We start from the raw sequence: 22,791 nt of genomic DNA on the forward strand, positions 1-22,791 counted from the left end.
TAGGCGCAACCAAATTACCAGCCGCCCGCGATGTCACGTGCACGTCGGCCGCTCACAGGCTCGCGAGACCGGCCAAGAACGCGTCGTTCTCCTGGCGGGTGCCGATCGTCACGCGTATCCCCTCTCCCGCGAACGGTCGCACGAGGATCGCCGGCTCCAGGGCCGCGAGCGCCTGAGCGATGGCGGTGGTGCGCTCACCTGCAGGGAGCCACACGAAGTTGCCCTGCGCGTCTGGCACCTCCCAGCCGGACTCACGGAGCGCATCGGCCACGCGGGCGCGCTCGGCGACCACCGTCTCCACGCGCTCCATCAGCTCGTCGCGCGCGTCGAGCGACACGAGGGCCGCGACCTGGGCCGGGGCGGAGACGGAGAACGGCGTGACGCAGGACTTCACCGGGGCAATGAGCCCCTCGGCACCCGCGACGTAGCCCACCCGTAGTGCCGCCAGGCCGTACGCCTTGGAGAAGGTGCGCGCGATGAGCAGGTTCGGGTGGCGCCTCAGGGCCGCCAGCCCGTCCACCGCATCGGCATCGCGCACGAACTCCACGTATGCCTGGTCGAGCACCACCAGCACGCGCCGAGGCACCGCAGCCATGAGGCGCTCGAACTCCTCGAGCCGCACGGCCGGGCCGGTGGGGTTGTTCGGCGAGCACAGCACCAGCACCCGAGTCGCGTCAGTGACGGCGGCCGCCATCGCGTCCAGGTCGTGGCGCGCGTCGGCGGCGAGCGGTACCGTCACCGCCGTCGCGCCCGTGATCGCCGTGAGGATCGGGTACGCCTCGAAGCTCCGCCACGGGAAGATCACCTCGTCACCGGGGCCCGTGTAGGCCTGCAGCACGTGCTGCAGGGCGGCGACGGATCCGCCTCCGACCGCCACGGACGCCGCGTCGAGCCCCAGGTGAGCGCCGATGCGGTCATGCAGCTCGACCGCGAACATGTCGGGGTAGCGGTGCGCCGCCTCGCCTGCCGCGGCGATGGCCGCGGCCACCATCGGCAGAGGGCGGTACGGAGTCTCGTTGGACGAGAGCTTGACGGGCGGCAGTCGATCCGCGTCACCACGGGCTCCAGGGATGTACGTGGGGAGCGACGAGACGGCCGGCCGAGGGCGGGGGAGATCCATGTGACCAGCATGGCAGGTGTGCCAGACTCGTTGCCATGAATTTGTTAGCCCGGGTCGCAGCCACCGCGATCGCCGTCTGGATCACGTCGCTGCTGCCCCTGGATGTGGAGGTCTCCGGAGGAGAGGCCGAGTGGTGGACTCGCGCCCTCGTGTACCTGGGGATCGGCGCCGTGATCGTGCTGCTCAACCAGATCATCAAGCCCGTTCTGTCGGTACTCGCGCTGCCCATCACGATCCTCACCCTGGGCCTGTTCGCCCTGGTGATCAGTTGGTTCATCCTGTGGCTCACCGCGTGGATCTCCGAGCAGGTGGACTTCATGACGCTGTCCATCGGAGGCTTCTGGCAGACGCTGTTCGCGGCGCTGGTGATCAGCATCGTCACCGCGATCATGAGCGCCATCCTGGGAGCCCGCCGGGACTGACCCCCCGGCTCTCGGCCGTCCGAGGCCGCCGCTCGGGTGGCGGCGAGCCGACCCGCTCCGTGAAGGTGGGGGCGAACTCCCGGCTCGTGGCGGTGCCGCCACCCACGAATCGGGCGGCGCTCGCCCGCCACGCGGTCATCGAGGCGTGGCTCGACGCATCGGCCGCCTGACCCGCCGCGACGTACGAGGACACAGCGTGGGCACCGATCAGCCCCGTTCCCGCCCGCGCCACCGCCGGGTCGGCCGCCGCACGCAGGTCCGCGACGACGGTCGTGATGTGGGGCGCATCGGGAGTGGCCCGCCCGTCGAGCTGATGCACCACCTCCTGCTCGCTCGACAGGTGCAGGTACTGGACGTCGTCACGGTGAGGAATGCGGTCCGTGGGTGATCCGGCCGCCACCACGTGCGTCACCCAGAACTCATCGCTCGTGTCGGCGGCGAGGGTGGCGGCCACGATTCCTCCCTGGCTGTGGCCCACGAGCATCACCGGCTCGTGGGGCAGCACTCCCGCCGCCCGCATCGCGTCGCGTACGAACCGCGCGGTGTCGGTGTCACCACCGGTCACCGCCACCGCGTTGGTGCGGTTATCGAAGGGCGAGGCGGCGGTCACGGAGAAGTCCTGCGTGCCCGGGATCCGGACCACGTGGGAGCGGGAGCCGTCCGGATGCGCGATCGTCTCGACGGCGACCATTCCATCGCCGCCCACCTGCAACGGGTCGATCCCGGCGATCAGGTCCGCCACTCCCGTCGGGGCCGCGCGCCTGGACGTGCTGCCGATGCGCGGCACCGCTCCGGAGTAGACCGGCTCCTTCCCGATGCGCTCCAACAGACCCAGCACCGCGGCCAGCGAGCCCGCGGTCACCTCGTAGCCCGTCGGAGCGGGGTCGCGGGGAGCGTCGAACGCCTGAAGAAGCGGCCCGACTGACCTTCCGTTGAGGTAGCCGGTCGTGGGCGGAGGGCGATCCGGCAGCAGGGCCGCCGCCACCGCCTCCGCTCCGTCGGCGCTCATCGCCAGGCCCATCGCTCCGGCCCCCCACGCCAGGCCGGCCCGCTGCCCGGTGGCGGTCAGCGCGTCGCCGATGCGCCGGCTCCCACGAGCGGCGGCGCCCACGGCCATCGCGCTGACCGCCGCCAGCGCGCCGTACTGCACCCGCGCCGGGAACATGGCCGTCTGCACCAGGTCGCCTCCTGCGCGTCGCCACCATTCGCCGCGGCCGATGCGCTGGCGTGCGGCCGCCTCGGCCTCCTCATAGGCACGCGCCACGGCAGCCAGCCGCGCCGCAGCATCGGCGATCTCACCCGCGACCGCGACCGCGCCGCCCGTGCCGTGCAGGGCGTCGCCCACCCCCGCATCGGCGCTCACGAGGGCGCCCCGCAGGGACGGAACCGCATCAGGCAGCGCCCGCTCGAGCCAGTAGACAGCCATCCGCAGCTGGCGTGCCGCCTCGTCCACCTCCACCGCGGCGTGATCGAGCGTCGCGCTGGCGTACGCGATGTCCTCGGTGAGGGCGACGTGTCCACCCGCTCCGCCGCCGACGGCGATGGGTGGCGGCTCCGTCATGACTGGCCGTGCACCCAGGCGAGGGTGCGAGCGCGGTGCCAGTCATCGCGGCAGCCGTCGACCGTGACCATGAGCCGACGCACCCGCACCTCCACCTCCGCCAGCTCCGAGCGGTACTGCGCCGCCGCGACCGACACCCAGTCGACGTCACGCGCGTGAGCCAGAGACGCGAGCGCGCGGCTCAGAGCGGCGTAGGCCTCATCCAAGGGGTGAAGGGGCAGCAGGAGCGGGGGTGGCGGTGCGGTGCCTCCCCACGTGACGGCGAGCTTGGTCATGGCACGACGCTAGGGACGCGATCCGGGCCGCCGTCCCGCCGGCCGCCATGCGCTGTGGACAGCGGCCGGGCCCGCGCGGGTGTGCGCGTGGAACAATGGTGGCCGTGACCGCCTGGAACCCCTCATCCCTCGTGTCCCTCGCCGACGTGGAGCCCGCCATCGCGCTCGGCCCCCTCGACGGCCGCTACCGTCCCGTCGCGGCGCCGCTGGTCGACCACCTGTCGGAGCCGGCGCTCAACCGCGCGCGCCTGCACGTCGAGGTCGAGTGGTTCATCCACCTGTGCGAGACCGGCGCCGTGCCCGGCGCACGCGAGCTGACCGCCGACGAGACCACGCTGCTGCGCGCGATCCCGGCCGGTTTCGACGCCGCCGGAATCGCCGAGCACGCGGAGATCGAGAAGGTCACGGTCCACGACGTCAAGGCGGTCGAGTACTACATCAAGCGCCGGCTCGAGGGGACGTCACTCGAGCCGCTGAGCGAGCTCGTGCACTTCGCGTGCACCTCCGAGGACATCAACAACCTCTCGTACGCGCTCATGGTCAAGGGCGCCGTCGAGCAGGTGTGGACGCCCGCCGCCGCCGCGCTCGTCGAGGACATCGGGACCCTCGCGCGCCTGGCCAAGGCAGTGCCGATGCTGTCGCGCACCCACGGCCAGACCGCCACGCCCACCACGCTCGGCAAGGAGCTCGCGGTGCTGGCCCACCGCCTCCAGCGCCAGCTCGCGCGCATCGGCCGCCAGGAGTACCTGGGCAAGATCAACGGCGCGACCGGAACGTTCGGCGCGCACACCGCCGCGGTGCCCGGAACCGACTGGATCGCGGTGTCGCGCACGTTCGTCGAGGGCCTGGGGCTCACCTGGAACCCGCTCACGACTCAGATCGAGAGTCACGACTGGCAGGCCGAGCTCTACGCGGACGTCGCGCGGTTCGGGCGCGTGCTGCACAACCTCGCGACCGACGTGTGGACCTACATCTCCCTGGGCTACTTCGCGCAGGCCGCCGCGAAGGGGTCCATCGGCTCGAGCGCGATGCCGCACAAGATCAACCCCATCCGCTTCGAGAACGCCGAGGCCAACCTCGAGATCTCAGCGGCGCTGTTCGACACCCTCGGCGCCACGCTGGTGACCTCCCGCCTGCAGCGCGACCTCACCGACTCGACGTCGCAGCGCAACATCGGAGTCGCGTTCGGCCACTCGCTGCTCGCGATCGACAACGTGCGTCGCGGCCTCACCACCTTGTCGGTGAACGAGGCCGCGCTGGCCGCGGACCTGAACGCGTCGTGGGAGGTGCTCGCGGAGCCCATTCAGTCCGCCATGCGCGCGGCGGCAGTCGCGGGCGTGCCAGGCATGGACAACCCGTACGAGAGGCTCAAGGACCTCACGCGCGGTCAGGCCATCGACGCGGCGGCGATCCAGGAGTTCGTGGCCTCGCTGCCGCTGCCCGCCGACACCGCCGCCCGCCTGGCCGCGCTCACCCCGGGCTCCTACGTGGGGCTCGCCGAGCAGTTGGTGGACGAGTACCTGCGCTGAGCCCTCACCTCACTCTGCGCGCTGCAGGGACATGGGTGCAGGATTCGCGCCGAAACGTGCACTCATGTCCCTCCAGCAACTGCTCAGCGCCCATATCGAGCCGAACCGGGCACTCAGCACTTGGCCGGGCGCGCCGTGGCGAGGACTCTGCGCGCTAGCAGTCACTGAGTCCCGGGAATTGGCCCAGGTCAGCACTGAATGACTGCCAGGGCGCTAGCGCAGCTCTACCGCGTCGCCGACGGCGATCCTCCCTGGCGTGATCACGTCCAGATAGATGGCGACGCGCATGTCGCGCTGATCCCCCAAGGGCTTGAGCCACCGGGTGCGCGTCTCGACGCCGTCCTGCGCCAGATCAATGGTGCGGCAGCGTTCGATGCGCCCGGCGGGCCGGAGCACCACATCGCCGATGCGCACCTCGCCCGACCAGTCCTCCTCCTCGAACGGCTCCGAGGTCGCAACCACGATGTTGGGGCGCAGCCGGCGCGCGTCGGCGTCGGCGCCGAGTTCGCGAGCGCACCACTCGAGGGTCGCGGTGCCGATGAGCGACACGGCGCCATCGTCGAAGTGCGGCACGTCGTCTTCGGGGGCTACGGTCACTGCCGCGCCCAAGTCCACGCTCAGGGCACGGTCGAGCGCCGGGTCTCCCACCACCCAGGTGCCGCCAGGCCCACAGACCTCGACCCCCGCATCGGCCGTCCGGGCGCTGTAGGCGAAGACGCCGTCGCGCCGCACCAGCCGCGTGGTGTTCTTGCCCGAGGCGAGGCGGGCCTCCGCATCCCGCACGGCGTAGCCGCGGTCGCCCACCAGACCGCGGCCATCGAGCTCGACGGTCGCGAGCGCCTCGCCGCCCATCGACTTCACGGGGTAGCGGCGCAGCGCAGTCACGTCCATCTCGCCAGGCTACGGGTTCTCGATCTCCTGCCACCCGTAGATAGGGCCAGTGACGGTGCCGTCCGCCGCCATCTGCGCGCCCCCAGACACTCCGTACAGCTTCGCGTCCTTCAGATCGCCCGTGAACCCGTCGCATGGCAGCAGTTCGGCGTCGTCCAGCAGGAAGAATTCGAGCCCGCGGTGTGGGGGATCACCCTCGAGCCTCTGACCTGGCGTCTTCACCGTGACGCCCGACGGCAGCGCCCGAGACGTGGAATCGTCGATGACACCCACCACGACGCGGTCCTTGACGGCGACCAACGAGAGCGACGTGACGTCATATCTCTCGTCGAGAGTCCACGACTCGAAGGTCTCGATGAACCTCGGCGCACCCGGATCCTCAAGAACGATCTCCCCATGGTGCAGTCCCGGTTCGTCGAACAGAGCTCCAGCCGCTTCGAACCGCAGCACCGGCGCAGACGGCTTGCGTATCGACGTGTCGATCGAGTCCGAGTAGCCTGCCGAGACCTCCGCCCATGCCTCCTCGGGCGACATCCACTCCTGGTCCACGATCGCCCATTCGTCGGGCAGTCGCTCGTCCTCGGGCAGCACGTATCCGCACTGGTACGGGGACGATGCGGTGGCAGAATTGCCAGCCTCCAGGTCGTCCGCCTCTGCTTCCGACGCCGACATCGACGCCGAAGGCTCATGACCCCACGTATCCGTGTCGACACATACCCACGGCGATTCGGGCCAGTCGAGGGGGAAGTCACGTGCCCAAGCGCTCGCCGCCTCATCCCGGCCCACGCCTTCGTCGGTCTCCATCGACGCGGAGGCGGGGTCGGGTTGCGTGTCAGCAAGAGCGACGACGTTCTCGCCCGCGCTGTCCACCGTCAGCCACCGGCCGTCGCGAAGCTCGAACGTGTACGAGCCGTCGAGGTCTGAGGCGACAACGAGAGCCTCGTCCTCGGCGATCATCACGTGGAGCAAGTCCTCGGACACGGAGGAGGCCGCCAACTCCACCATCGCCATGACGTCTCCGGTGGAGTCGTCGAAGACTGCCGTGACGACCCCGTCGTCGAGCGACATTCTCTGCACCCCCACTCCGGGCACGTCACTGGACTGCCACTTGTCGTCGTCAGGCCCCCTCTTGCCGTAGGAGACGTCGTCAGCGCCGAGCGTGGGATCCACCCACATGGAGCCCGCGGGGCATGCGGTGCCTGGGCTCGCCGTCCCGGGCACGAGGCTCGGCTGCGCAGTGGTCACGCCCGGAAGCTGAGCCGCGCCGAACGCCATGCCGCCGAGCGACATCGCGGCAACGGACCCCACTCCCGCCGCCCGCACTCGCCGGCGCGTGCGCACTCGTCGGCGGGTGCTCGGCCGCAGCGCATCGGCCAGGACGTCACCGCTGATGCCACGCGCATCGTCCGCGACAGCCGCGGTCAGCAGATCTCGAAGGTCACTCATCATCGCGCTCCTTTCGGCGCTGGCGCCTCGATGGGCACCGAGGGGGTGTCGCTCCCGTCGGCGACGGTGTCGAGCTCGATCGCCAGGCGGGCCGATGCGTCGGACAGGTAGCGCTTGACGGTTCCCTCGGCGAGGCCGAGCCGCTCGGCGATCGCGGGCACAGTGAGGTCGTCGTAGAACCGCAGCACGATGCAGGCGCGCTCGCGGGGCGACAGCCTGACCAGCGCGGCACGGACATCGAGCACCACAGCGCGGTCCACGTGGTGCGGCTCCGGATCGCGCGTGCGGCGATGAGCCTGCGCCGCCGCATCGTGGCGCCGCAGGTGATCGATGAAGACGCTGGGGATCGTTCGCCGCACGTAGGCCTCGGCGCGGTTGACGTCATCGAAGGCCCTCCCACGCGAGAAGGCCCGCACCAACGCGTCCTGCATCACGTCCTGCGCCTCGGCGCCGTCCCCCGTGAGGAGGCGGGCGTAGGCCAGCAGTCGCGGCCCTCGTTCCCGGATCACCGCGTCGAGCACCGGTTCCCATCGCGCCACGTGCGCCTCCTGTCACGGACCCCTCGCGTTGTCGTCCACAGAACGCGCCTCGCCACCAGGATCGTTGGGGTGGCACCTCGGCGGGCACTCGGGCAGGCGATCGCTCGTTAGGGTGAGCGTGACCATGGACGACCACGCCGCCGCGCCCACCACCCCGACGACCCCGGCCCTCGCATCGGCCGTCGAGGTGCCCAGCCGCCGCCGGCTGCGCGCCGAGGTGCTGATCGTGCTCGGGCTGTCGCTCGGGTACTACGCGATCACTGCGGCGCTGCGGCTGGTCGAGCGCTACCTCGCGGAGCCGTCGATCGGCCAGCAGACGAGCCAGCTCAATCCGTCTCGCTCGCAGATCGACTACATCGACCTCATCCTGCAGGTGGTGCGCCAGTTCTACCTGCTCGTGCCAGTCGCGCTGGTGCTGTTCCTGCTGAGCGCGGGAGGCAAGAGTGCCCTGCGCAGGCTCGGCATCACGGGGCACGAGCACTCGGCGTGGAGAGACCTCGGCATGGGCCTCGTGCTCGCGGCGGCCATCGGCCTGCCTGGCCTGGTGCTCTACGCGGTGGGGCGTGCGATCGGCCAGACGGTGAGGATCGACACGTCCGGGCTGCCCGATGCGTGGTGGACGGCGACGATTCTGCTGTTCTCGGCGGCGGTCGCGGGGGTTCTCGAGGAGACGATCGCCGTGGGCTACCTCGTCACCCGGCTCCAGGACATGCGGTGGTCGGCGACCGGGGCCATCGTCGCATCGGCCCTGCTGCGCGGCGCGTACCACCTGTATCAGGGATGGCCGATGGCCCTCGGCAACGTCGTCATGGGCCTCGTGTTCGCGTGGTACTTCCACCGCACCGGCCGGCTGGGGCCGCTCATCATCGCCCACTGGACCCTCGACGCCGTGTCGTTCATCGGGCCCGAACTGGTGCCCGAGGAGTGGCTCGTGGAGCTCGGCGTCGCGTGATCGCGCGAGCCGACTCATAGACTCGCCTCATGGCCGCGGACACCTCGACGCAGGAGACCCCTGCGCCCCACCCGCTGGCCGGGATCACCATCCATGACGAGGCCGAGACCAGGGTCCATCGCGTCGCGGACCTCATCGCGGCGATCGGCACCGCCGTGGGCATCGTGCTGGTGCTGCTGCTCGGCGCCTACAGCCTCGAGACCACCCAGGGCTTCACCGAGGATGTGCGCGGGATCTCGCGGCTGCTGCAGCGGCTGCTGGTCGCTCCGGTCAACATCTTCTCCGCGATCGTCACGCTGATCGTGCCCGCGGCAGTGATCATCGATCTGGCCGCGCGGCGCGAGCCACGCCGCATCCTCGAGGTGCTGGGTGCGGCCGTGCTCGCGTTCATCGCAACCGTGTTCGCGGTCATCACCACCCAGCAGTTCGGCGCCGACGAGCTGGTCGCCAGCCTTTCGGTGTGGTCGGATGGCGAGTTCGTCATCCAGCTTCCCGCCTACCTGGCGGCCGTCTCCGCGATGCTGACCGCCGCCGGTCTGCGGACCACGCGCCGGGTGCTCTCGGTGTCGTGGACGCTGCTGTGGGTCGCGGCCGCCGTGGGCATCATCTCCGGCATCGTCACGCTGCCCGCCGCGATCACCGTCGTGCTCATCGGTCGGGTGACGGGTCTGGTGCTGCGCTGGGCGCTCGGCTCCACCGCCGATCGCGCGTATGGGGAGTCACTGGTCGACGGCATTCGCCGCGCCGGCTTCGAGCCACGCACACTGCTGAGGGCCGATGCGCGGGGCGCCTACGAGCCCGCCGACGTCGACGCGGTCTCGGCAGCCGTGGGCCGCACGCGCTCGGGCCGGGTCTACTCGCTCACCACGATCGAGGGGCACCACCTCATCGTCAACGCGCTTGACGGTGATCAGCACACGGCCGGATTCCTCGCGAAGCTGTGGGCCACCGTGCGATTCCGGGGCATCGACACGCGCGCCGAAGTGAGCCTGCGCCACACGGCCGAGTCCACCGCGCTCGCCTCCCACGCTGCACGCACCGCGGGAGTGCGCACCGCCCGCGTGCTCGGCATGAGCCAGGCGCGCGACACGATGATCACGGTGTATCAGCGGCCCGTGGCCTCGCACGCCTTGTGCGACATGGACCCCGAGGACGTCACCGACGAGATTCTTGACGCCATCTGGGGCGAGGTGACGCGCGCTCACGATGCGGGCATCGCTCATCGGGCCCTCAGCGCGCAGACCATTCTTGTGGGCGAGGACGAGGCGACCGGGGAGCCGATGGTGTGGCTCACCACGTGGGAGATGGGCGAGGTCGCGGCGGGACGGCTGTCGCGCCGGCTCGACGACGTCCAGGTGCTCGCGGCCACCGCAACCCTCGTGGGTTCCGGCCGCGCTGTCGCCGCGGCCTTCCGCGCTCTCGACGAGGACGTGCTCGAGCAGGTCGCGCCGCTGCTCCAGTCCATCGTGCTGCCGCGTGAGACCCGCCAGGAGGTCAAGGCGCAGCACAAGCTGCTTCAGCAGCTCCGCACGCTGATCGTGCAGCGCATCCCCCACGCCAGCACGGACCAGCAGAACATCGCGCGGTTCGGCTGGCGGACGGTGCTGACGGTCGCCGCGGCCGTAATCGCCGTCGGCATCGTGCTCGCGGGCTTCAACGCCCAAGAGGTGGTCGCGGCACTCCGTGAGTCGAACCCCTGGTGGATCGGCGGGGCGTTCCTGTGGTCGCTGCTCACGTTCGTGGGCGCCGCCATGGCCATGCTCGCTTTCTCACCCATTCGTTTGCCGTGGTTCCGCGTGGTGCTGGTGCAGGTCGCCGCGGCCTACATTGCGCTTGCCGTCCCCGCCGGAGTAGGCCCGGCGGCCCTCAACCTGCGCACCCTCACCAAGCGGCGTGTGGCGGGCCCGATCGCCGTCGCCACCGTGGCGCTGGTGCAGGTGAGCGCGATCGTGGTGACCGTGGTGGGCCTGCTGGTGCTGACCCTCATCACCGGCTCCGAGGGAACGCTCGCCGCGCTGCCCTCCACGGCGGTGCTGATCGGCGTGTTCTCGGTCGCAGTGGTGGTCACGCTCGCCCTGCTGGTGCCCGCGGTGCGGCGATGGGCCGCCGCCAAGCTGATGCCGCCGCTGCGCCAGACGTGGCCGCGCCTGGTGCAGGTACTGGGCCAGCCGGGACGGCTGCTCCTGGGCCTGGGCGGCAACTTCGTCCAGACCGCGGCCTACGTGGGTGCCTTCTATTGCACCCTGCAGGCCTTCGGCCAGGAGCTCGCCGTGATCGACGTCGCGGTGCTGTTCTTCCTGTCCAACGCGGCGGGCGCGATCGTGCCCACGCCCGGTGGTCTGGGCGCCGTAGAGTTCGCGCTTGGCGCCGGACTGTTCTCGGCCGGCATCCCGTGGTCTGTGGCCACCCCGGTCGTGGTCATCTACCGACTGATCACCTACTGGGCCCGGGTCCCCATGGGCTACGCAGCCTTCAAGTTCCTGCAGCGCAAGGGCGAGCTCTAGTGTCTGTAGGCAGACGGGCACGTTGCGACATTCGCTCCTCCATACGACACATCTGGGTCTGCCGCAGCAGCAGGTGACATCTGATCTGGCTTGCTCTTCGGGGCGGCCTGGAAGGTAGTTGCTGTGCCCAAGCCCTCTTCCCAAGAGTTCCGTGACGATGGGATCGCGGTGGCTCGCCGTCGCGAGCACGGCGTCACGATCAAGCAGATCGCGAGAGACTTCGGGATCTCGGAGGCCTGCTTGCAGAACTGGTGGCGTGCCGACGACGTGGCGGCGTGATCACCGTCGGACGTCTCGTCCGACCCGGCGCGAGTTCGCCACACGCGGCCATTGTGTCTCGCTGGCGCACGTGAGCCGGTGAGTGAGGCGTCTGTGGAAGCCGGGCCGACCACACCCTTGACGAAGTCCGAAGCGCCCAACCCCAGAAGAACCGAAGGCCCCTCCCGCAGGGAGGGGGCGAGGCGACGACCCCGCCCTGACACACCCGCAAAACCATGTCTGACGAACCGACACGCGACAATCGTGGCCGAACTGAACACCCACAGCTGGTGGGATGAAGGGGCCGCTTGGCGACCACTGGCGGAATGCACCAGAAGAGCACCTTGCCCGGATGCTGGAGACAACCGCACACCGTTGCGCATTGAGGTTGCGGCATAGATCGAGCGTGCCGACGACCGCCGATAGGGGCGGGTCGCCCTGGGGAAACTGATTCCCTCAGGGCCCCGACCATCGAACGCCAGCCTCGCCATCGAGGCCCCAATCTGCGCGCCACCTTTCGACGCCGCCGGCAGGACCCCTCCTTAACAGGCGCTTGTGTAGCTACAGAAGTAGCCAGAACTTGCCCGGTCATTCCAGTAGCCCGTCAACTGCGACTGTCCGGTCTTCTTGACGAAGGTCTTGTGGTATCCGCCCTCTCGAGGGTTCGCGAACAGAGCTGCATTGTAGGAGTTGCCGTTGTTGTAGACCGACGATGTGGTGTTGTCGACGCTCACGGCCGTCCCGGACTCCCACCAGTCCACGAACGCGAAGTCGGTGTGATAGTACTGAAACTCGAAGTTGAGCACACTAAATCCGTCGGTGAGGTAGTTCGAGTCCATCCACAGACACATCGCACCACTGCTGCAGTTCGACGGTGCTGCGGACGCGGGTGCCACCGCAAAGGCGGCCACCCCAATACCGGCGATTACTCCTGCGGCCATTCCGCGAATAGTCCAACGCTTCTTTGACATTGACTTCCCCCCTAGTTGGTTCATCGCAGTCGTTTGAATGCGATCCGGCGCAGTCGAAGTTGAATGCGCCACTTTGACCGTATCGTGTTGACGTGTGAACCGCATCCGGTATGTTGGCAATGCGAGCGTGCCGACGTTGATCAACGACTCAGGACGTTGGCCTTTGCTGCGACGCCTGGGATCGCCTCTCGTTGCCGCGAGAAGGCGTTCTACGTGAAAAGAGGCGTGTGAAGGGGTGCCAGTTGCGTGGATTCGATGACTCTGGTCCTGGGCCATCCAGCCGTCGCCAAGGTTGGAGGGTGGCCTTCAGCCTATTGTGCTGTGCGCTCGTCGGTTGCGGGCCGCAGCCCTCATCTGACCCAATGCCATCGGGTGCTGCGTCGCCTTCAGGTTTCGAGAAGCATGCTCTGCCACTCGACGACTACATGATCTCCCCGTTCGAGTGGGATCTCGCGAACTATGCGGAGAACCTGCTCGTCGAGCAATGCATGAACGGGCAAGGCTTCGATTGGCCGGTGCCTCGGCGCGATGTCAGTTCGCTCAAGCCCTCCGCTGTTCGATCCGATGGTGGTCGCAAACTCTTCGATGTCGACATTGCAGCCGCGTACGGCTACCGGTCACCCGACTGGCTGCCTCCCGATGTCGTTGCCGCGGAGCAAGAGTTCTCATCGCTGGTGCTGACTCCCGAGAAGCAAGCCGCAGTGGATCGATGCATCACCCAGGACGCGAGAGACGAACTTCCCTTGCCGGCGAACTACACCCAACTCGCCGTCGACCTGGCAAGCGAAGCCCTTGCCACTGCACTCGAAAGTACCGAGGTGGAGGACGCTGCGGCGGCGTGGCGTGAATGCATGGGGCCGCTGGGGATCCCAGATCTCCCGGAATCGCCCCTCGCCATGCCAACAGACGCGCTCATGGATGAATGGGGCATGGATCAGCCAGGCGCGCAGGCCAGCGCAGACCAGATCTCGATCGCGGTTGCGGATGCGGAGTGTCGTGCCAGCAGCGGGTACGACGCCACTTTGTACAACGCGGAGCTACGGCTCCAAACTGTGGCGCTCACCAACAACTCCGACGAGCTGGTAGCGGAGCAGGCGGAAGGCGACGCTTACGTAGCCCGTGCAATGTCCAAGCTCGCGGAGATCGGCGGCTAGCCCCGTATGCCCGCTCGTTGGAGACGAACCGCGCACAGCCGTGACGCCGCACGTCACGGACGCGTGACGGTTGTACTCTCTGTGCTCGGCATTCTCGCCGTGTTCGGTGCGGGTTGGCTCTTGGCAAGCATTGTCCAATCGCCGTCGCAACGCGCGGCAGCGGCGACAGCGCCCTCACCGCTTCCCGTGGTGGCTGAGGTTCAATACGGTGACCTTGCCGATGAGACGACGGCCGAAGCCGCCATCACGCGACAATCGTCAGTAACTCATGTGCTGCGCGGCCCCGCAGGCAGCGCGAACGCATTTGTCACCGCATTGTCTGTTGAGCCGGGCAGTTCGGTCGGTCCGATGGAGACGCTCGCCGCCGCCAACGACCGTCCGATCTTCGCGATCCGCGGAGCGGTGCCCGCCTACCGGGATCTCACTGAGGGGGATCACGGCTCAGATGTCATACAGCTGCAGGAGGCGTTGCGTCTCGCGGGGTACGTGATCCCCGACGGTGAGTGGGGAGACTTCGGCGCGGCCACGAGAAGTGCGGTGCTGCAAGCGTACGACGCGGCCCGCTTCTGGCCGATGACCCGCCGGGACGGCGGCGATGTCCCTACGCGACCCACGGACATCACCGCTGAGGACCTGATTGTTGTTCCATCGACCGAAATCCTCACGTTTGACCTGACGTTTCCGATCACCATCGACAGCACTCCCGCAATCGGGGACTCGCTGGACGGGGAGTCGTCGATCACGGCTTCAAGTGGTGACTTGGCAGCCGTCGCAACGTTGCCGGACGGGATGCTCGCCAGAGTGCAAGTGGGATCCGCTGGCGTCCTGGGGGCGTACACGCCGACACCGGTCGCCGTGGAGGTTGTCTCCATCGACGACGGAGATCCGGACAACGGCGTGGCCGGCTCGGTACTCCTTGAGGCAACGGATGGAGCCACGATCAGTGAAGACTGGTACGGCACCGAGGTGGTAGTTGCGATCACGATCGAGACAGTCGCATCGAACTCCCTGATCGTGCCGGTGCGTGCTATCTCCACCGACGCGATGGGGACCTCCACCGTACAAAGAGTGGCGACCTCCGGAGATCTCACAACCTCGGTCGAGGTCTCGGTGACAGGCGAGCTGAGTGGTCTGGCGGCCATTCAACCAGTGGCGGGCTCGCTTGAAGCGGGAGACCGCGTTGTCGTCGAGTAGTGCGGCACTACTGCAACTGCGCGATGCCCACGTCATCTACGACGGAGCCATGCCGGTGCATGCGCTTCGTGGCGTCAGCCTCGACGTGTTTCCGGGCGAACTCCTGGCTATCGAGGGCCCGTCCGGGGGCGGCAAGAGCACCCTCCTCAATGTCCTCGGCCTCTTGCAAACCACCACTGAAGGCACCTACGTCGTCGACGGCATCAACGCCACCTCTCTTCCCGACCCCGCTCGCACCCGGCTTCGGTCTCAGACCTGCTCGTTCGTCTTCCAGAGCTTTCATATGCTTGCCGGCCGCCCCGCGCGAGACGGGGTGTCGATCGCCTTGTCCTACTCGGGTCTGCCGTCCGACCAGGTTGCGTCGCGGGTCGAGAAGGCACTTGAGACAGTCGGCTTGGACGGTTTCGGGAATCAGAACGCGAGCACCTTGTCGGGCGGGCAACAACAGCGCGTCGCGATAGCCCGGGCACTTGCGACAGGAGCCCCCGTACTCATCGCGGACGAGCCCACCGGAAACCTTGACTCCGAGAACGCATCACAGGTTCTCTCCGCACTGTGCGAACTGCGGGACGCAGGTGTCGCCGTCGTGATCGCGACCCACGAAGCCTCAGTGGCGGACAAGGCGGATCGGCGCGTCCGAGTTCTTGATGGCGAGATCGTGGGCGATCCGGCACCTCCCGATGGAGTGCTCGCCGCCGCCGTCAGGAGTGAGAACGCGGCGCGGGAGCTGAAGCCAACGAGGCGCACCGCTCGGGACGTCGTCGCCGACGCAGTTGCATCGCTGAGGTCGCGGCCGTCTCGAACGGCGGGCCTCGTCAGCGCGGTCGCAGTCGCCGTCGGACTCGTCGTAGGAACCCTTGGGTTCGGAACCACGGCACGTGCTCAGGTGAGCGATGCCTTTGACGCACGTGCGAACCGATACGTCACTGTCGAGAAGGATGCCGTCGACCTCACCGTGCAGACTGACACCAGCGGCTGGAACTCTCCAGACCCTGTCGAGGCCGTCTCGGCGCTCACTCACATCGCTGGCGTCGACTCGGCAGCGATTCTCGTCGATGGAGACCAGACGCCCGTGGCGGCGCGCCCCGACAAGACGGCGATCTCACTCCCCGCATACCGAGCGGACGGCGACTTCCAAGAGGCCACCGACAGCGAGATCCAGTGGGCCGCTGGCTACGCCGGCGACGCGGGCCGCGTCGCGATCGTGGGTGTCAATGCGGCCTCGAACCTCGACTTGAGCCCGGTGGACAGTTGGCCGGTCATATGGCTCGATGGTTCGCCTTGCGTCGTCGTGGGGCTAATCGAGAGTTCACCGCGCGTGCCGCTGCTGACAGGCTCGATAGTCGTCCTCGAGGATGATGACTCGTCGACGGGGCTGGCTCTGGACACTCAAGCAGCAACGTTTCTCCTCACGGTAGGCCCGGGAGCCGCAAGCCAGGTGGCCTCGCAGGCGAGACTTGCGATCCACCCGCAAGACCCCGCCGCGCTTCGTGTGTCTGTTCCCCAGGATCCTCGGGATCTGCGCCAGGAGATCGAGGGAAGCGTCGCGACCTCGCTCGCCGTACTGTCACTCGTCGCGATCGCGGCAGCCGTGCTTGCCCTAGCGAATGCGATGAACTTGACGGTGTCGTGGCGTCGCAGCGAGTTCGGACTCCGGCGGGCGCTCGGTGCATCACCCGGCGACCTCTTCCGACTCGTTCTCGTCGAATCGACGCTCGTGGGGGTCGCCGGTGGCTTCCTCGGGATGCTCGCTGGTTATCTCGTGATTCTCTGCATCACAATCGCCAACCGATGGACACCTGTGGTTGAGCCGTCTCTCGTTCCGCTCGCCGTGGCAGGCGGAGTCTGCGTCGGAGCATTGGCTGGAGTAGTCGCCGCTCTCCAGGCCTCACGAATAGACCCCGCGCTTTCGCTCCGGATGTGAGCGCCGAACTCGACGGGCCCGACGGAACGTCTCGGTAGACCCGCATGCCGTGTCTCAGTCTGGCCCGAGTTCCGCAACGATGGTGCCCCACGGTGATCGGTGGTGGCTGGTGGGGGAGGGCGCGGACGTTGCCGTCGATCCCGGGCTCGGCGGTGGTCAGGTGCCCGGCGATGTTCACGGTGACGGTCAGGCCATCCTGGCCTTCGGCATCGAAGCGCGTGACCCACGTGTGGACGCGCCTGCGGCAGATCCCCATTGCGTTCGCACCGTGCGCTTCGGGTCATGCCCGACGGTGCCTGTCATCTCCCAGTCGCCTGCTGCGCTCAGCTCCTGCACGTCCGCGCCCGCCACGCTGCAGATAGTCATCCCGACCACTTCCGCGCGCCGCTCGCCTCCTGCGTTGTCCTCGTGCCCACGGCACCCTGACGCAGAAGGGCCCGGCCCCGCCGCCCATGGCAGCAGGACCGGGCCCGAGCAAACGGATCGCGCCCGATCAGCCGGTGACGCCCACGATCTCGTTCATCTCCACGCCGACCTCAGCGGACTTCCACACCTCGCCGCCCACGTAGTCGACCGCGTGGATGGCGCCGTTCGCCGGGTCGGTCACGTAGGCCATGCCTTCGAGCACGGTCAGCGCCGGGTGCGCGGTCTGCCACTCCTCGGGCACCGCCCACGCGTCGATCACGTCGATACTGCGCACCACCTCGCCGGTGGCCGGGTCGATGACGCGCAGGGCGCCGTCGGTTCCCAGGGCGAGCGCCTCGCCCTCCGCCCCGCGAGCGAGACCGCGCCACGTGTACTGCGCGTCGGCCCCATCGAACGGGTCGATCACGGTGATGGACTCGCTCTCCACGTCGATCAGCGTCGCCTGCGTGAGGCCGATGCCGCCCTCGGGGTCCGTCTTGTAGTCGCCGAGCACGATGTCGGAGCCATCGAACGAGAACGCGTTGCCGATGCGCCCAAAGGCGTCGGGCGCCGCGATCTTGTGCGCGTGGTCGCCATGGAACACGAGGGCGCCGTCGTGGCAGCCCGTCATCATGTACTCGTCGCCCGAGGCGCCGGTGAAGGCGGTCTCTCCGTGCAGGCCCGGGCACTGGTCGCTGGAGACGATGACCTGGTCATCGGCGTCCAGAATGGCGACGCTGCTCACGCCGTCGTCCTCCGTGCCCTCGGTGACGAGCATGCTGCCGTCGGCCGCCGCTGCTGCGACGCCGTGGTGCGCCGCGCCGGTGGCGTACTCACGCGACACGTGCACGTCGCCGTGCTCCACCATCTCGGTCCACTCGCCGGTCTCGACCACGGTCACGTCACCGGTGCCGTCATCGAACAGCGACGTCAGTCCGTCGTGGACCACCACGTGCGCCGGCAGCTCCGCTTCGACGAGCACCTCATGGAGGACGGGGTCCGCCGTGTAGTAGTGCGCGTGGTCCCCGTGCGCCTCGCTCCAGGTGCCGGCGTCCAGGACCGCCCAGCCTCCGTTGGTGGCGACGGCGACGTGCCTTCCGTCACCCGCGGCGTTGATGCGGTTGAAGCCATCGAGCTCGAGGTCCGCGACCAGTTCGAGGGTGGCGGCGTCGATGACCGCGACCCCGCCGTCGTAGGCCACGGTCAGTCGGGGCGTGGCGGAGGACTGCTGCGTGGCGGCGCCCTCGCCGTCGTGGTGGTCATCGTGCGCGCCCTGAGTCGCTCCCGGGGCGGCGCTGGAGCTGGCCGATGAGGTGGCATCGGACTCCGCCGCGCATGCGGACAGGAGCAGCGCGAGCGCGGCGCCCCCTGCCAACGTGGCCGCTCGCGCGGTGTGTGCTGTCGTGCTCATGGAGAACCTGGCCCCTGCGGGGGCCGACCTTTCGTGTGGGGGATCGTGGCCGGCGGCGACCGCCGGGAGAGCGCTGCGACGCGCCCATCGGTGACTCTAGCGTTAGTTGATAATGATTACCAATCGTATATGGGGTGAGGTGCGCACCCGTCCGCGGCCGCCGTCGCACCGAATCGACTGCAGGCGCGCTCCGCCGCCCTACACTCACCCCAAGAGGAGGGGCCATGCTCGACGCCACCGTCGCCGCCTACGTGCTGCTGCTTGGCGCGGTCGCCGCCTTCAACCCGTGCGGATTCGCCCTGCTCCCGGCCTACCTCACCGTCATCGTCACGGGCAGCGCCGATGCGGGCGTCACCCGCGCGGTCGCCCTCCGCCGCGCAGTCGGCTTCGGCCTCGCGATGACCCTGGGCTTCATGGTGGTGTTCACCGGATTCGGCCTGCTCTTCGGCGCCGTGAGTCTGGGGCTCCAAGGGTCGGTGCTGCCCTACGTCTCCTACGTGACCGTCGCAATCGGCGCCGTGCTTGTCTGGCTCGGCCTCGTCATGCTGCGCGGCGGTCAGCTGCGCGGTCCAGGCCTCCGCATCACCGGCCACGCGCCGCGTCGAGCGTTCTGGTCGCAGGTGGGCTACGGGGCATCGTTCGCGGTCGCATCCCTCAGCTGCACCATCGGGCTGTTCCTCGCGGTGGTCGCGCACGCGCTCGCCGCGACCGGCCCGGTCGCAGCCGTCGCTCCGTTCTTCATCTACGGCGCGGGGATGGGGGCGTCCGTGCTCGCGATCTCGATGGTGGCCGCCGTCGCGGGCTCCGCTGCAGCCTCTACGATGCGGCGTCACACTCCGCTCCTCATGCGCGTCGGTGGCGGGCTCATGGTGGTGGCCGGGCTCTACGTGCTCGTGTTCGGCCTTGCAGAGGTGCTGCTCCAGTACGGCATCGACACGCTGAACCCCGTGCTCACCACCACCGCTCAATGGCAGTCCGGGGTATCGGCGTGGATCGAGTCGTGGGGGACGGCCGTGCTCGTGATCTTCGTCGCGATCGTCGCTGCTGCGGCAGGGGCGATCCTGGTCGCGGCCCGGCGCGGGGGCACGAGCGGCCGCGCGCGGGTCAGCGTCGACGGCGAGGGGGACCGGCCGCCACGCGGTTCGGCTCCGGGTTTCACCGTCGCCGATCCCGCCACGCTCGAGTCCGTACGCCGCGCGAGTCGTGGCTGACCCGCGCACCCGCACGGCGTGACCATGTCTCGGCTCGCCCCGACAATGGCGGGGGAGCCGTCACTCAGACGCGGAAGCGACCCACCAGATCGTCGAGCTGCATCGCGTTGTGCGCGAGTTCGTCCGCCGAGGAGCGGATCTGCGTGATGCTGCCGACGGTGCTCTCCGCGCTCGTGGCGATGGAGCGCACGTTGTCAGCAATGGTGGTCGCCCCCACAGCAGCGTCCGCGACGTTGGTCGCCACCGCTTTCGTGGTGACGCTCTGCTCCTCGACAGCACCGGCGATGCTGCCCTGGTGGTCGTTGACCTGACCGATGACCTGCGAGGTGGTCGCAATCGCCGTGACCGCCACGTCGACGTCGGACTGGATCTGTGCGATCTGGGTCGTGATTCCCTCGGTCGCCTTGGCGGTCTCCTGCGCGAGCTCCTTGACCTCTCCCGCGACCACGGCGAAGCCCTTGCCCGCCTCGCCGGCTCGCGCAGCCTCAATGGTCGCATTCAGGGCCAAGAGGTTCGTCTGCTGGGCGATGGTGTTGATGAGAGCGACGACGCTCCCAATGGCGGCCGACGACTCGCCGAGACGGCTGATCATCGCATTCGCCTCATCGGTGTTGGTGACCGCGGTGCGTCCAGCGCTGCTCGCCTCTGCGGCGCTACGAGCGATCTCGTGAATCGACGCCCCCATCTGCTCGCTTGCTGCTGCCACGGTCTGCACGCTGGAGGAGACCTGCTCCGCAGTTGCCGCCGCGGTGGCGGCCTGCTGCGCCGCGTCCGAGGACTGCCGCGTCATCTCCGCCGTGACGACCGACAGTTCGTGGGCTGCGGACGACGAGGCCGACGCGGAGACGCCGATCTGGCGCACGAGCGCGGCGATGTTTCCGACGAACCGGTTGAACACCGTCGCCAGATCACCCACCTCATCCGCGCGCGAATCGTCGACCCGCTGGGTGAGGTCACCGTCCCCGTCGGCGATCTCGCGCATCCGCGCCGAGAGGGCGTTGATCGGTTGCGTGATGCTGCGGGTCACATAGGTGCCGAACAGCAGCACGACGACGACGGCGGCCAGCGTCCCGCCGATGATCACCGTCTTGGTGGTATCGGCCGCAGCGGCCGCCTCGACGGCGCGATCCTCGAGAAGCGCTTCCTCATCGGCACGGATCTCGTCGAGCAGAGCACGAATCTGGTCCATCACCACCTTTCCCGCATCTGACAGGACGATCGCTTGGGCCTGTGCGAACCCTTCGGCTTCACGGACGTCGATCGTCTGCTGCATCTCCTCGAACTTCGCAGCGATGAGCGGCTCGAGTGCGGTCAGCCGATCCTGTTGCGTGGCGTTGTCGCTGGTCAGCGAGCGGACACTCTCGAGGTGCTCGACGACAGAACTCTGCGCCTCCGTGTACGGCGCCAAGTATGAGTCGACCCCGGTGATGAGGTAGCCCCGCTGGCCGGTCTCCGCGTCCTTGAGAGACGAGAGGATGGCGTCTGTCTTCCCCAGCACCTCATGGGTGTGCTCCACCCAACCGCTGTTGGACACCAGCGCCTGTGTGTTGACGAAGGACACCAGCCCGACACCCGCCATGAGTATCAGCGCAACGGCGTAGCCCGCGACGACCCTGCGGCCGATCGTCCACCGCCATCCCCGTGCGCGCACTTTGACGACGCCGGAAACTGGAGACGCACCACTCATCACACTGCTCCTTGCTCAGATACCTCAACTGGAATACCCACTCCATCGGCTGGAGCGACGAGGTTCTGAGACTTCTGGACGTTGCACGAGCATGAGCGCGCGGCTGGCGAGCGACCCTAACTGTTCGCGAGGTCCTCTGCCCGCTCGAGGATGTCGTCCGCGCTCAGGCCCGATCCCGCACGAGTTCCGGTGCCATCATCGTTGACGAACAGGAACGCCGGCTGCTGGAGCACGCCGAACGCCTCCCAGATCGCGCCATCGACGTCCGCCACGTGCGTCGCGTCGCCGGTGCCTGTCCACTCCAGGAACTCCTCCATGGCGGGGAAGTCGTCGCTGCGTCCCGCGATGCCCACGAACTCGACCCCCTCGGGCATCTGCGCGATCGCGTCTGCGACATGCTCCTTGCCCTCGACCATGCAGGTGGGGCACCACGGCGCCCAGAACCACAGGATCACGTCGCGGCCGCGCAGCGTCTCTCCATCCAGGGTCCCCCCGGCGACAGTCGCCGCCTCGAAGGCGAAGGGGCTCTCCGGTTCGGCCGAGGAGCTCGCGACGGGGGACGAGGTGGCCGTCGACGTCCCAGTCTCGCGTGGTGCGACTCCACCCGGACTGCTTGCACACCCCGCGAGCAGCACTCCCAGGCCCACTGCTCCAATGCCCCATCGCGTCGCTGTCTTCATGACACCCTCCCCCGTTCCGTGTGGTTACTCTGCCGCGAGCTGCGCAGCCGCGTCGATGATGTCCTGCTTGCTCATTGATCCAGGAATCGTCTCGACTGAGCCATCATCACCGACCATCACGAGTGCAGGCTGGTACGAGACCCCGAAGTTCTGCCACAGGCTCCCGTCCTCGCTGAAGATGTGCGGAAAGCCGTCGAGTCGGTAGTCCTCGACGAAGGCCTGAGACGAGGCCGCATCGGCCTTGCCAGGCAGGCCGTAGATCGCGACGCCGTCTGGCAGCTCGGCCGCCGCCGCAGCGACGTCGGGCGCCTCCGCTTGGCACACCGGACACCAGGGGGCCCAGATCCAGATGAGCACATCCTGTCCCGCGAGTGACGTGCCGTCGAAGACCTCGCCATTCGCGAGCAGCGTCGCCTCGAACCGCAGCGCCTCAGGGACCTCGACCGACACGTCCGAGTCCGCCGCAGAATCCTCGGGCGTGGCGTCGGCTGCGGTGATCGCCGGCTCAGGGGCCGCAGAGGTCGTCGACGGGGGAGCCGGAGACGGCGACGTGATGTCGCTCGCGCCAGCAGCACATCCGGTGAGGAGCAACGCGGCCCATGCCGTGAGGGCGGCGCGCTTCGCCGTGCGAATTTGGGTCAAGGTCGCCTCCGTGTG

20 protein-coding genes are annotated in these 22,791 nt (G+C 68.6%); 9 read left to right on the forward strand and 11 right to left on the reverse strand.

Features of this window, described 5'->3' with window-relative positions; genetic code table 11:
* Positions 1-52: 52 nt before the first annotated feature.
* A complete protein-coding gene (gene hisC, locus AOP72_RS12395; RefSeq protein WP_062137664.1) occupies positions 53-1,120 on the reverse strand; it encodes a histidinol-phosphate transaminase in 1,068 nt (355 codons plus the stop codon).
* 35 nt (positions 1,121-1,155) lie between these two features.
* Here hisC and AOP72_RS12400 point away from each other — a divergent pair, with 35 nt between their 5' ends.
* Positions 1,156-1,542, forward strand: a complete 387-nt coding sequence (locus AOP72_RS12400; RefSeq protein WP_062137668.1) for a phage holin family protein — start codon at positions 1,156-1,158, stop codon at positions 1,540-1,542.
* Here AOP72_RS12400 and AOP72_RS12405 read toward each other — a convergent pair.
* Both AOP72_RS12405 and AOP72_RS12410 read right to left on the reverse strand, forming a co-directional pair.
* On the reverse strand, positions 1,508-3,103 hold the full coding sequence (locus AOP72_RS12405; protein ID WP_062137671.1) for a PGAP1-like alpha/beta domain-containing protein: 1,596 nt from the start codon (positions 3,101-3,103) through the stop codon (positions 1,508-1,510). The genes AOP72_RS12400 and AOP72_RS12405 overlap by 35 nt on opposite strands.
* Positions 3,100-3,378: a hypothetical protein gene (locus AOP72_RS12410; protein WP_062137674.1), complete on the reverse strand. Its 279-nt coding sequence runs from the start codon at positions 3,376-3,378 to the stop codon at positions 3,100-3,102. The genes AOP72_RS12405 and AOP72_RS12410 overlap by 4 nt, the downstream gene beginning before the upstream one ends.
* A 95-nt stretch (positions 3,379-3,473) precedes the next feature.
* Between AOP72_RS12410 and purB the strand changes: the two genes are divergently transcribed.
* Positions 3,474-4,907, forward strand: a complete 1,434-nt coding sequence (purB, locus tag AOP72_RS12415; protein ID WP_062137677.1) for an adenylosuccinate lyase — start codon at positions 3,474-3,476, stop codon at positions 4,905-4,907.
* A gap of 213 nt (positions 4,908-5,120) precedes the next feature.
* Here purB and AOP72_RS12420 read toward each other — a convergent pair whose 3' ends face one another.
* The 3 genes from AOP72_RS12420 to AOP72_RS12430 are packed head-to-tail and all read right to left on the reverse strand — an operon-like array spanning position 5,121 to position 7,783.
* Positions 5,121-5,798, reverse strand: a complete 678-nt coding sequence (locus tag AOP72_RS12420) for an MOSC domain-containing protein (RefSeq protein ID WP_062137680.1) — start codon at positions 5,796-5,798, stop codon at positions 5,121-5,123.
* A gap of 9 nt (positions 5,799-5,807) precedes the next feature.
* A complete protein-coding gene (locus AOP72_RS12425; RefSeq protein WP_152650417.1) occupies positions 5,808-7,244 on the reverse strand; it encodes a hypothetical protein in 1,437 nt (478 codons plus the stop codon).
* The gene (locus tag AOP72_RS12430) at positions 7,244-7,783 is read right to left on the reverse strand and encodes an RNA polymerase sigma factor (RefSeq protein WP_062137686.1); all 540 of its coding nucleotides are present in this window, start codon (positions 7,781-7,783) and stop codon (positions 7,244-7,246) included. Before AOP72_RS12430 ends, AOP72_RS12425 begins: the two co-directional genes overlap by 1 nt.
* A gap of 124 nt (positions 7,784-7,907) precedes the next feature.
* Between AOP72_RS12430 and AOP72_RS12435 the strand changes: the two genes are divergently transcribed.
* The 3 genes from AOP72_RS12435 (at position 7,908) to AOP72_RS13665 (ending at position 11,518) form a co-directional block, all read left to right on the forward strand.
* Positions 7,908-8,735, forward strand: a complete 828-nt coding sequence (locus AOP72_RS12435; RefSeq protein ID WP_062137689.1) for a CPBP family intramembrane glutamic endopeptidase — start codon at positions 7,908-7,910, stop codon at positions 8,733-8,735.
* Between the two features lie 29 nt (positions 8,736-8,764).
* A complete protein-coding gene (locus AOP72_RS12440) occupies positions 8,765-11,239 on the forward strand; it encodes a lysylphosphatidylglycerol synthase transmembrane domain-containing protein (protein WP_062137692.1) in 2,475 nt (824 codons plus the stop codon).
* Positions 11,240-11,362: 123 nt separating this feature from the next.
* Positions 11,363-11,518, forward strand: a complete 156-nt coding sequence (locus AOP72_RS13665) for a helix-turn-helix domain-containing protein (RefSeq protein ID WP_193746433.1) — start codon at positions 11,363-11,365, stop codon at positions 11,516-11,518.
* A gap of 521 nt (positions 11,519-12,039) precedes the next feature.
* Here the strand turns inward: AOP72_RS13665 and AOP72_RS13670 are convergent.
* Positions 12,040-12,438, reverse strand: coding sequence for a peptidase inhibitor family I36 protein (locus AOP72_RS13670; protein ID WP_193746434.1), 399 nt, complete (start codon positions 12,436-12,438; stop codon positions 12,040-12,042).
* A gap of 455 nt (positions 12,439-12,893) precedes the next feature.
* Here AOP72_RS13670 and AOP72_RS12455 point away from each other — a divergent pair, with 455 nt between their 5' ends.
* The 3 genes from AOP72_RS12455 (at position 12,894) to AOP72_RS12465 (ending at position 16,740) form a co-directional block, all read left to right on the forward strand.
* On the forward strand, positions 12,894-13,622 hold the full coding sequence (locus AOP72_RS12455; protein WP_062137698.1) for a hypothetical protein: 729 nt from the start codon (positions 12,894-12,896) through the stop codon (positions 13,620-13,622).
* An 81-nt stretch (positions 13,623-13,703) separates the two neighbouring features.
* Positions 13,704-14,816: a peptidoglycan-binding domain-containing protein gene (locus AOP72_RS12460; RefSeq protein ID WP_152650418.1), complete on the forward strand. Its 1,113-nt coding sequence runs from the start codon at positions 13,704-13,706 to the stop codon at positions 14,814-14,816.
* A 49-nt stretch (positions 14,817-14,865) separates the two neighbouring features.
* The gene (locus AOP72_RS12465; protein ID WP_062137703.1) at positions 14,866-16,740 is read left to right on the forward strand and encodes an ABC transporter ATP-binding protein/permease; all 1,875 of its coding nucleotides are present in this window, start codon (positions 14,866-14,868) and stop codon (positions 16,738-16,740) included.
* A gap of 493 nt (positions 16,741-17,233) precedes the next feature.
* On the opposite strand, the gene AOP72_RS12470 is transcribed toward AOP72_RS12465, so the two are convergent.
* The gene (locus AOP72_RS12470) at positions 17,234-18,556 is read right to left on the reverse strand and encodes a hypothetical protein (protein ID WP_062137707.1); all 1,323 of its coding nucleotides are present in this window, start codon (positions 18,554-18,556) and stop codon (positions 17,234-17,236) included.
* Positions 18,557-18,780: 224 nt separating this feature from the next.
* Here AOP72_RS12470 and AOP72_RS12475 point away from each other — a divergent pair, with 224 nt between their 5' ends.
* On the forward strand, positions 18,781-19,767 hold the full coding sequence (locus AOP72_RS12475) for a cytochrome c biogenesis CcdA family protein (RefSeq protein WP_062137710.1): 987 nt from the start codon (positions 18,781-18,783) through the stop codon (positions 19,765-19,767).
* Positions 19,768-19,831: 64 nt separating this feature from the next.
* On the opposite strand, the gene AOP72_RS12480 is transcribed toward AOP72_RS12475, so the two are convergent.
* The 3 genes from AOP72_RS12480 to AOP72_RS12490 form a co-directional block, all read right to left on the reverse strand.
* The gene (locus AOP72_RS12480; protein ID WP_084631950.1) at positions 19,832-21,454 is read right to left on the reverse strand and encodes a methyl-accepting chemotaxis protein; all 1,623 of its coding nucleotides are present in this window, start codon (positions 21,452-21,454) and stop codon (positions 19,832-19,834) included.
* Positions 21,455-21,570: 116 nt separating this feature from the next.
* Positions 21,571-22,134 carry a redoxin family protein gene (locus tag AOP72_RS12485; protein WP_084631951.1) on the reverse strand — a complete coding sequence of 188 codons (564 nt, stop codon included), beginning with the start codon at positions 22,132-22,134 and terminating at the stop codon, positions 21,571-21,573.
* 24 nt (positions 22,135-22,158) lie between these two features.
* Positions 22,159-22,776: a thioredoxin domain-containing protein gene (locus AOP72_RS12490; RefSeq protein ID WP_062137719.1), complete on the reverse strand. Its 618-nt coding sequence runs from the start codon at positions 22,774-22,776 to the stop codon at positions 22,159-22,161.
* Between the last annotated feature and the right edge of the window lie 15 nt (positions 22,777-22,791).

It is taken from the genome of Demequina aestuarii, assembly GCF_000975095.1.
Classification (GTDB): Bacteria; Actinomycetota; Actinomycetes; order Actinomycetales; family Demequinaceae; genus Demequina; species Demequina aestuarii.

Excerpts from the sequence above, each read along its gene's own strand:
- AOP72_RS12470 (WP_062137707.1), bottom strand. The coding sequence starts at position 18,556 with ATGAGCACGACAGCACACACCGCGCGAGCGGCCACGTTGGCAGGGGGC.
- AOP72_RS12475 (WP_062137710.1), top strand. The coding sequence starts at position 18,781 with ATGCTCGACGCCACCGTCGCCGCCTACGTGCTGCTGCTTGGCGCGGTC.
- hisC (WP_062137664.1), bottom strand. The coding sequence starts at position 1,120 with ATGGATCTCCCCCGCCCTCGGCCGGCCGTCTCGTCGCTCCCCACGTAC.
- AOP72_RS12425 (WP_152650417.1), bottom strand. The coding sequence starts at position 7,244 with ATGAGTGACCTTCGAGATCTGCTGACCGCGGCTGTCGCGGACGATGCG.
- AOP72_RS12440 (WP_062137692.1), top strand. The coding sequence starts at position 8,765 with ATGGCCGCGGACACCTCGACGCAGGAGACCCCTGCGCCCCACCCGCTG.
- AOP72_RS12480 (WP_084631950.1), bottom strand. The coding sequence starts at position 21,454 with ATGAGTGGTGCGTCTCCAGTTTCCGGCGTCGTCAAAGTGCGCGCACGG.
- AOP72_RS12435 (WP_062137689.1), top strand. The coding sequence starts at position 7,908 with ATGGACGACCACGCCGCCGCGCCCACCACCCCGACGACCCCGGCCCTC.
- AOP72_RS12405 (WP_062137671.1), bottom strand. The coding sequence starts at position 3,103 with ATGACGGAGCCGCCACCCATCGCCGTCGGCGGCGGAGCGGGTGGACAC.
- AOP72_RS12485 (WP_084631951.1), bottom strand. The coding sequence starts at position 22,134 with ATGAAGACAGCGACGCGATGGGGCATTGGAGCAGTGGGCCTGGGAGTG.
- AOP72_RS12455 (WP_062137698.1), top strand. The coding sequence starts at position 12,894 with ATGATCTCCCCGTTCGAGTGGGATCTCGCGAACTATGCGGAGAACCTG.
- AOP72_RS12420 (WP_062137680.1), bottom strand. The coding sequence starts at position 5,798 with ATGGACGTGACTGCGCTGCGCCGCTACCCCGTGAAGTCGATGGGCGGC.
- AOP72_RS12465 (WP_062137703.1), top strand. The coding sequence starts at position 14,866 with ATGCCGGTGCATGCGCTTCGTGGCGTCAGCCTCGACGTGTTTCCGGGC.
- AOP72_RS12410 (WP_062137674.1), bottom strand. The coding sequence starts at position 3,378 with ATGACCAAGCTCGCCGTCACGTGGGGAGGCACCGCACCGCCACCCCCG.
- purB (WP_062137677.1), top strand. The coding sequence starts at position 3,474 with ATGGTGGCCGTGACCGCCTGGAACCCCTCATCCCTCGTGTCCCTCGCC.
- AOP72_RS13670 (WP_193746434.1), bottom strand. The coding sequence starts at position 12,438 with ATGGCCGCAGGAGTAATCGCCGGTATTGGGGTGGCCGCCTTTGCGGTG.
- AOP72_RS12400 (WP_062137668.1), top strand. The coding sequence starts at position 1,156 with ATGAATTTGTTAGCCCGGGTCGCAGCCACCGCGATCGCCGTCTGGATC.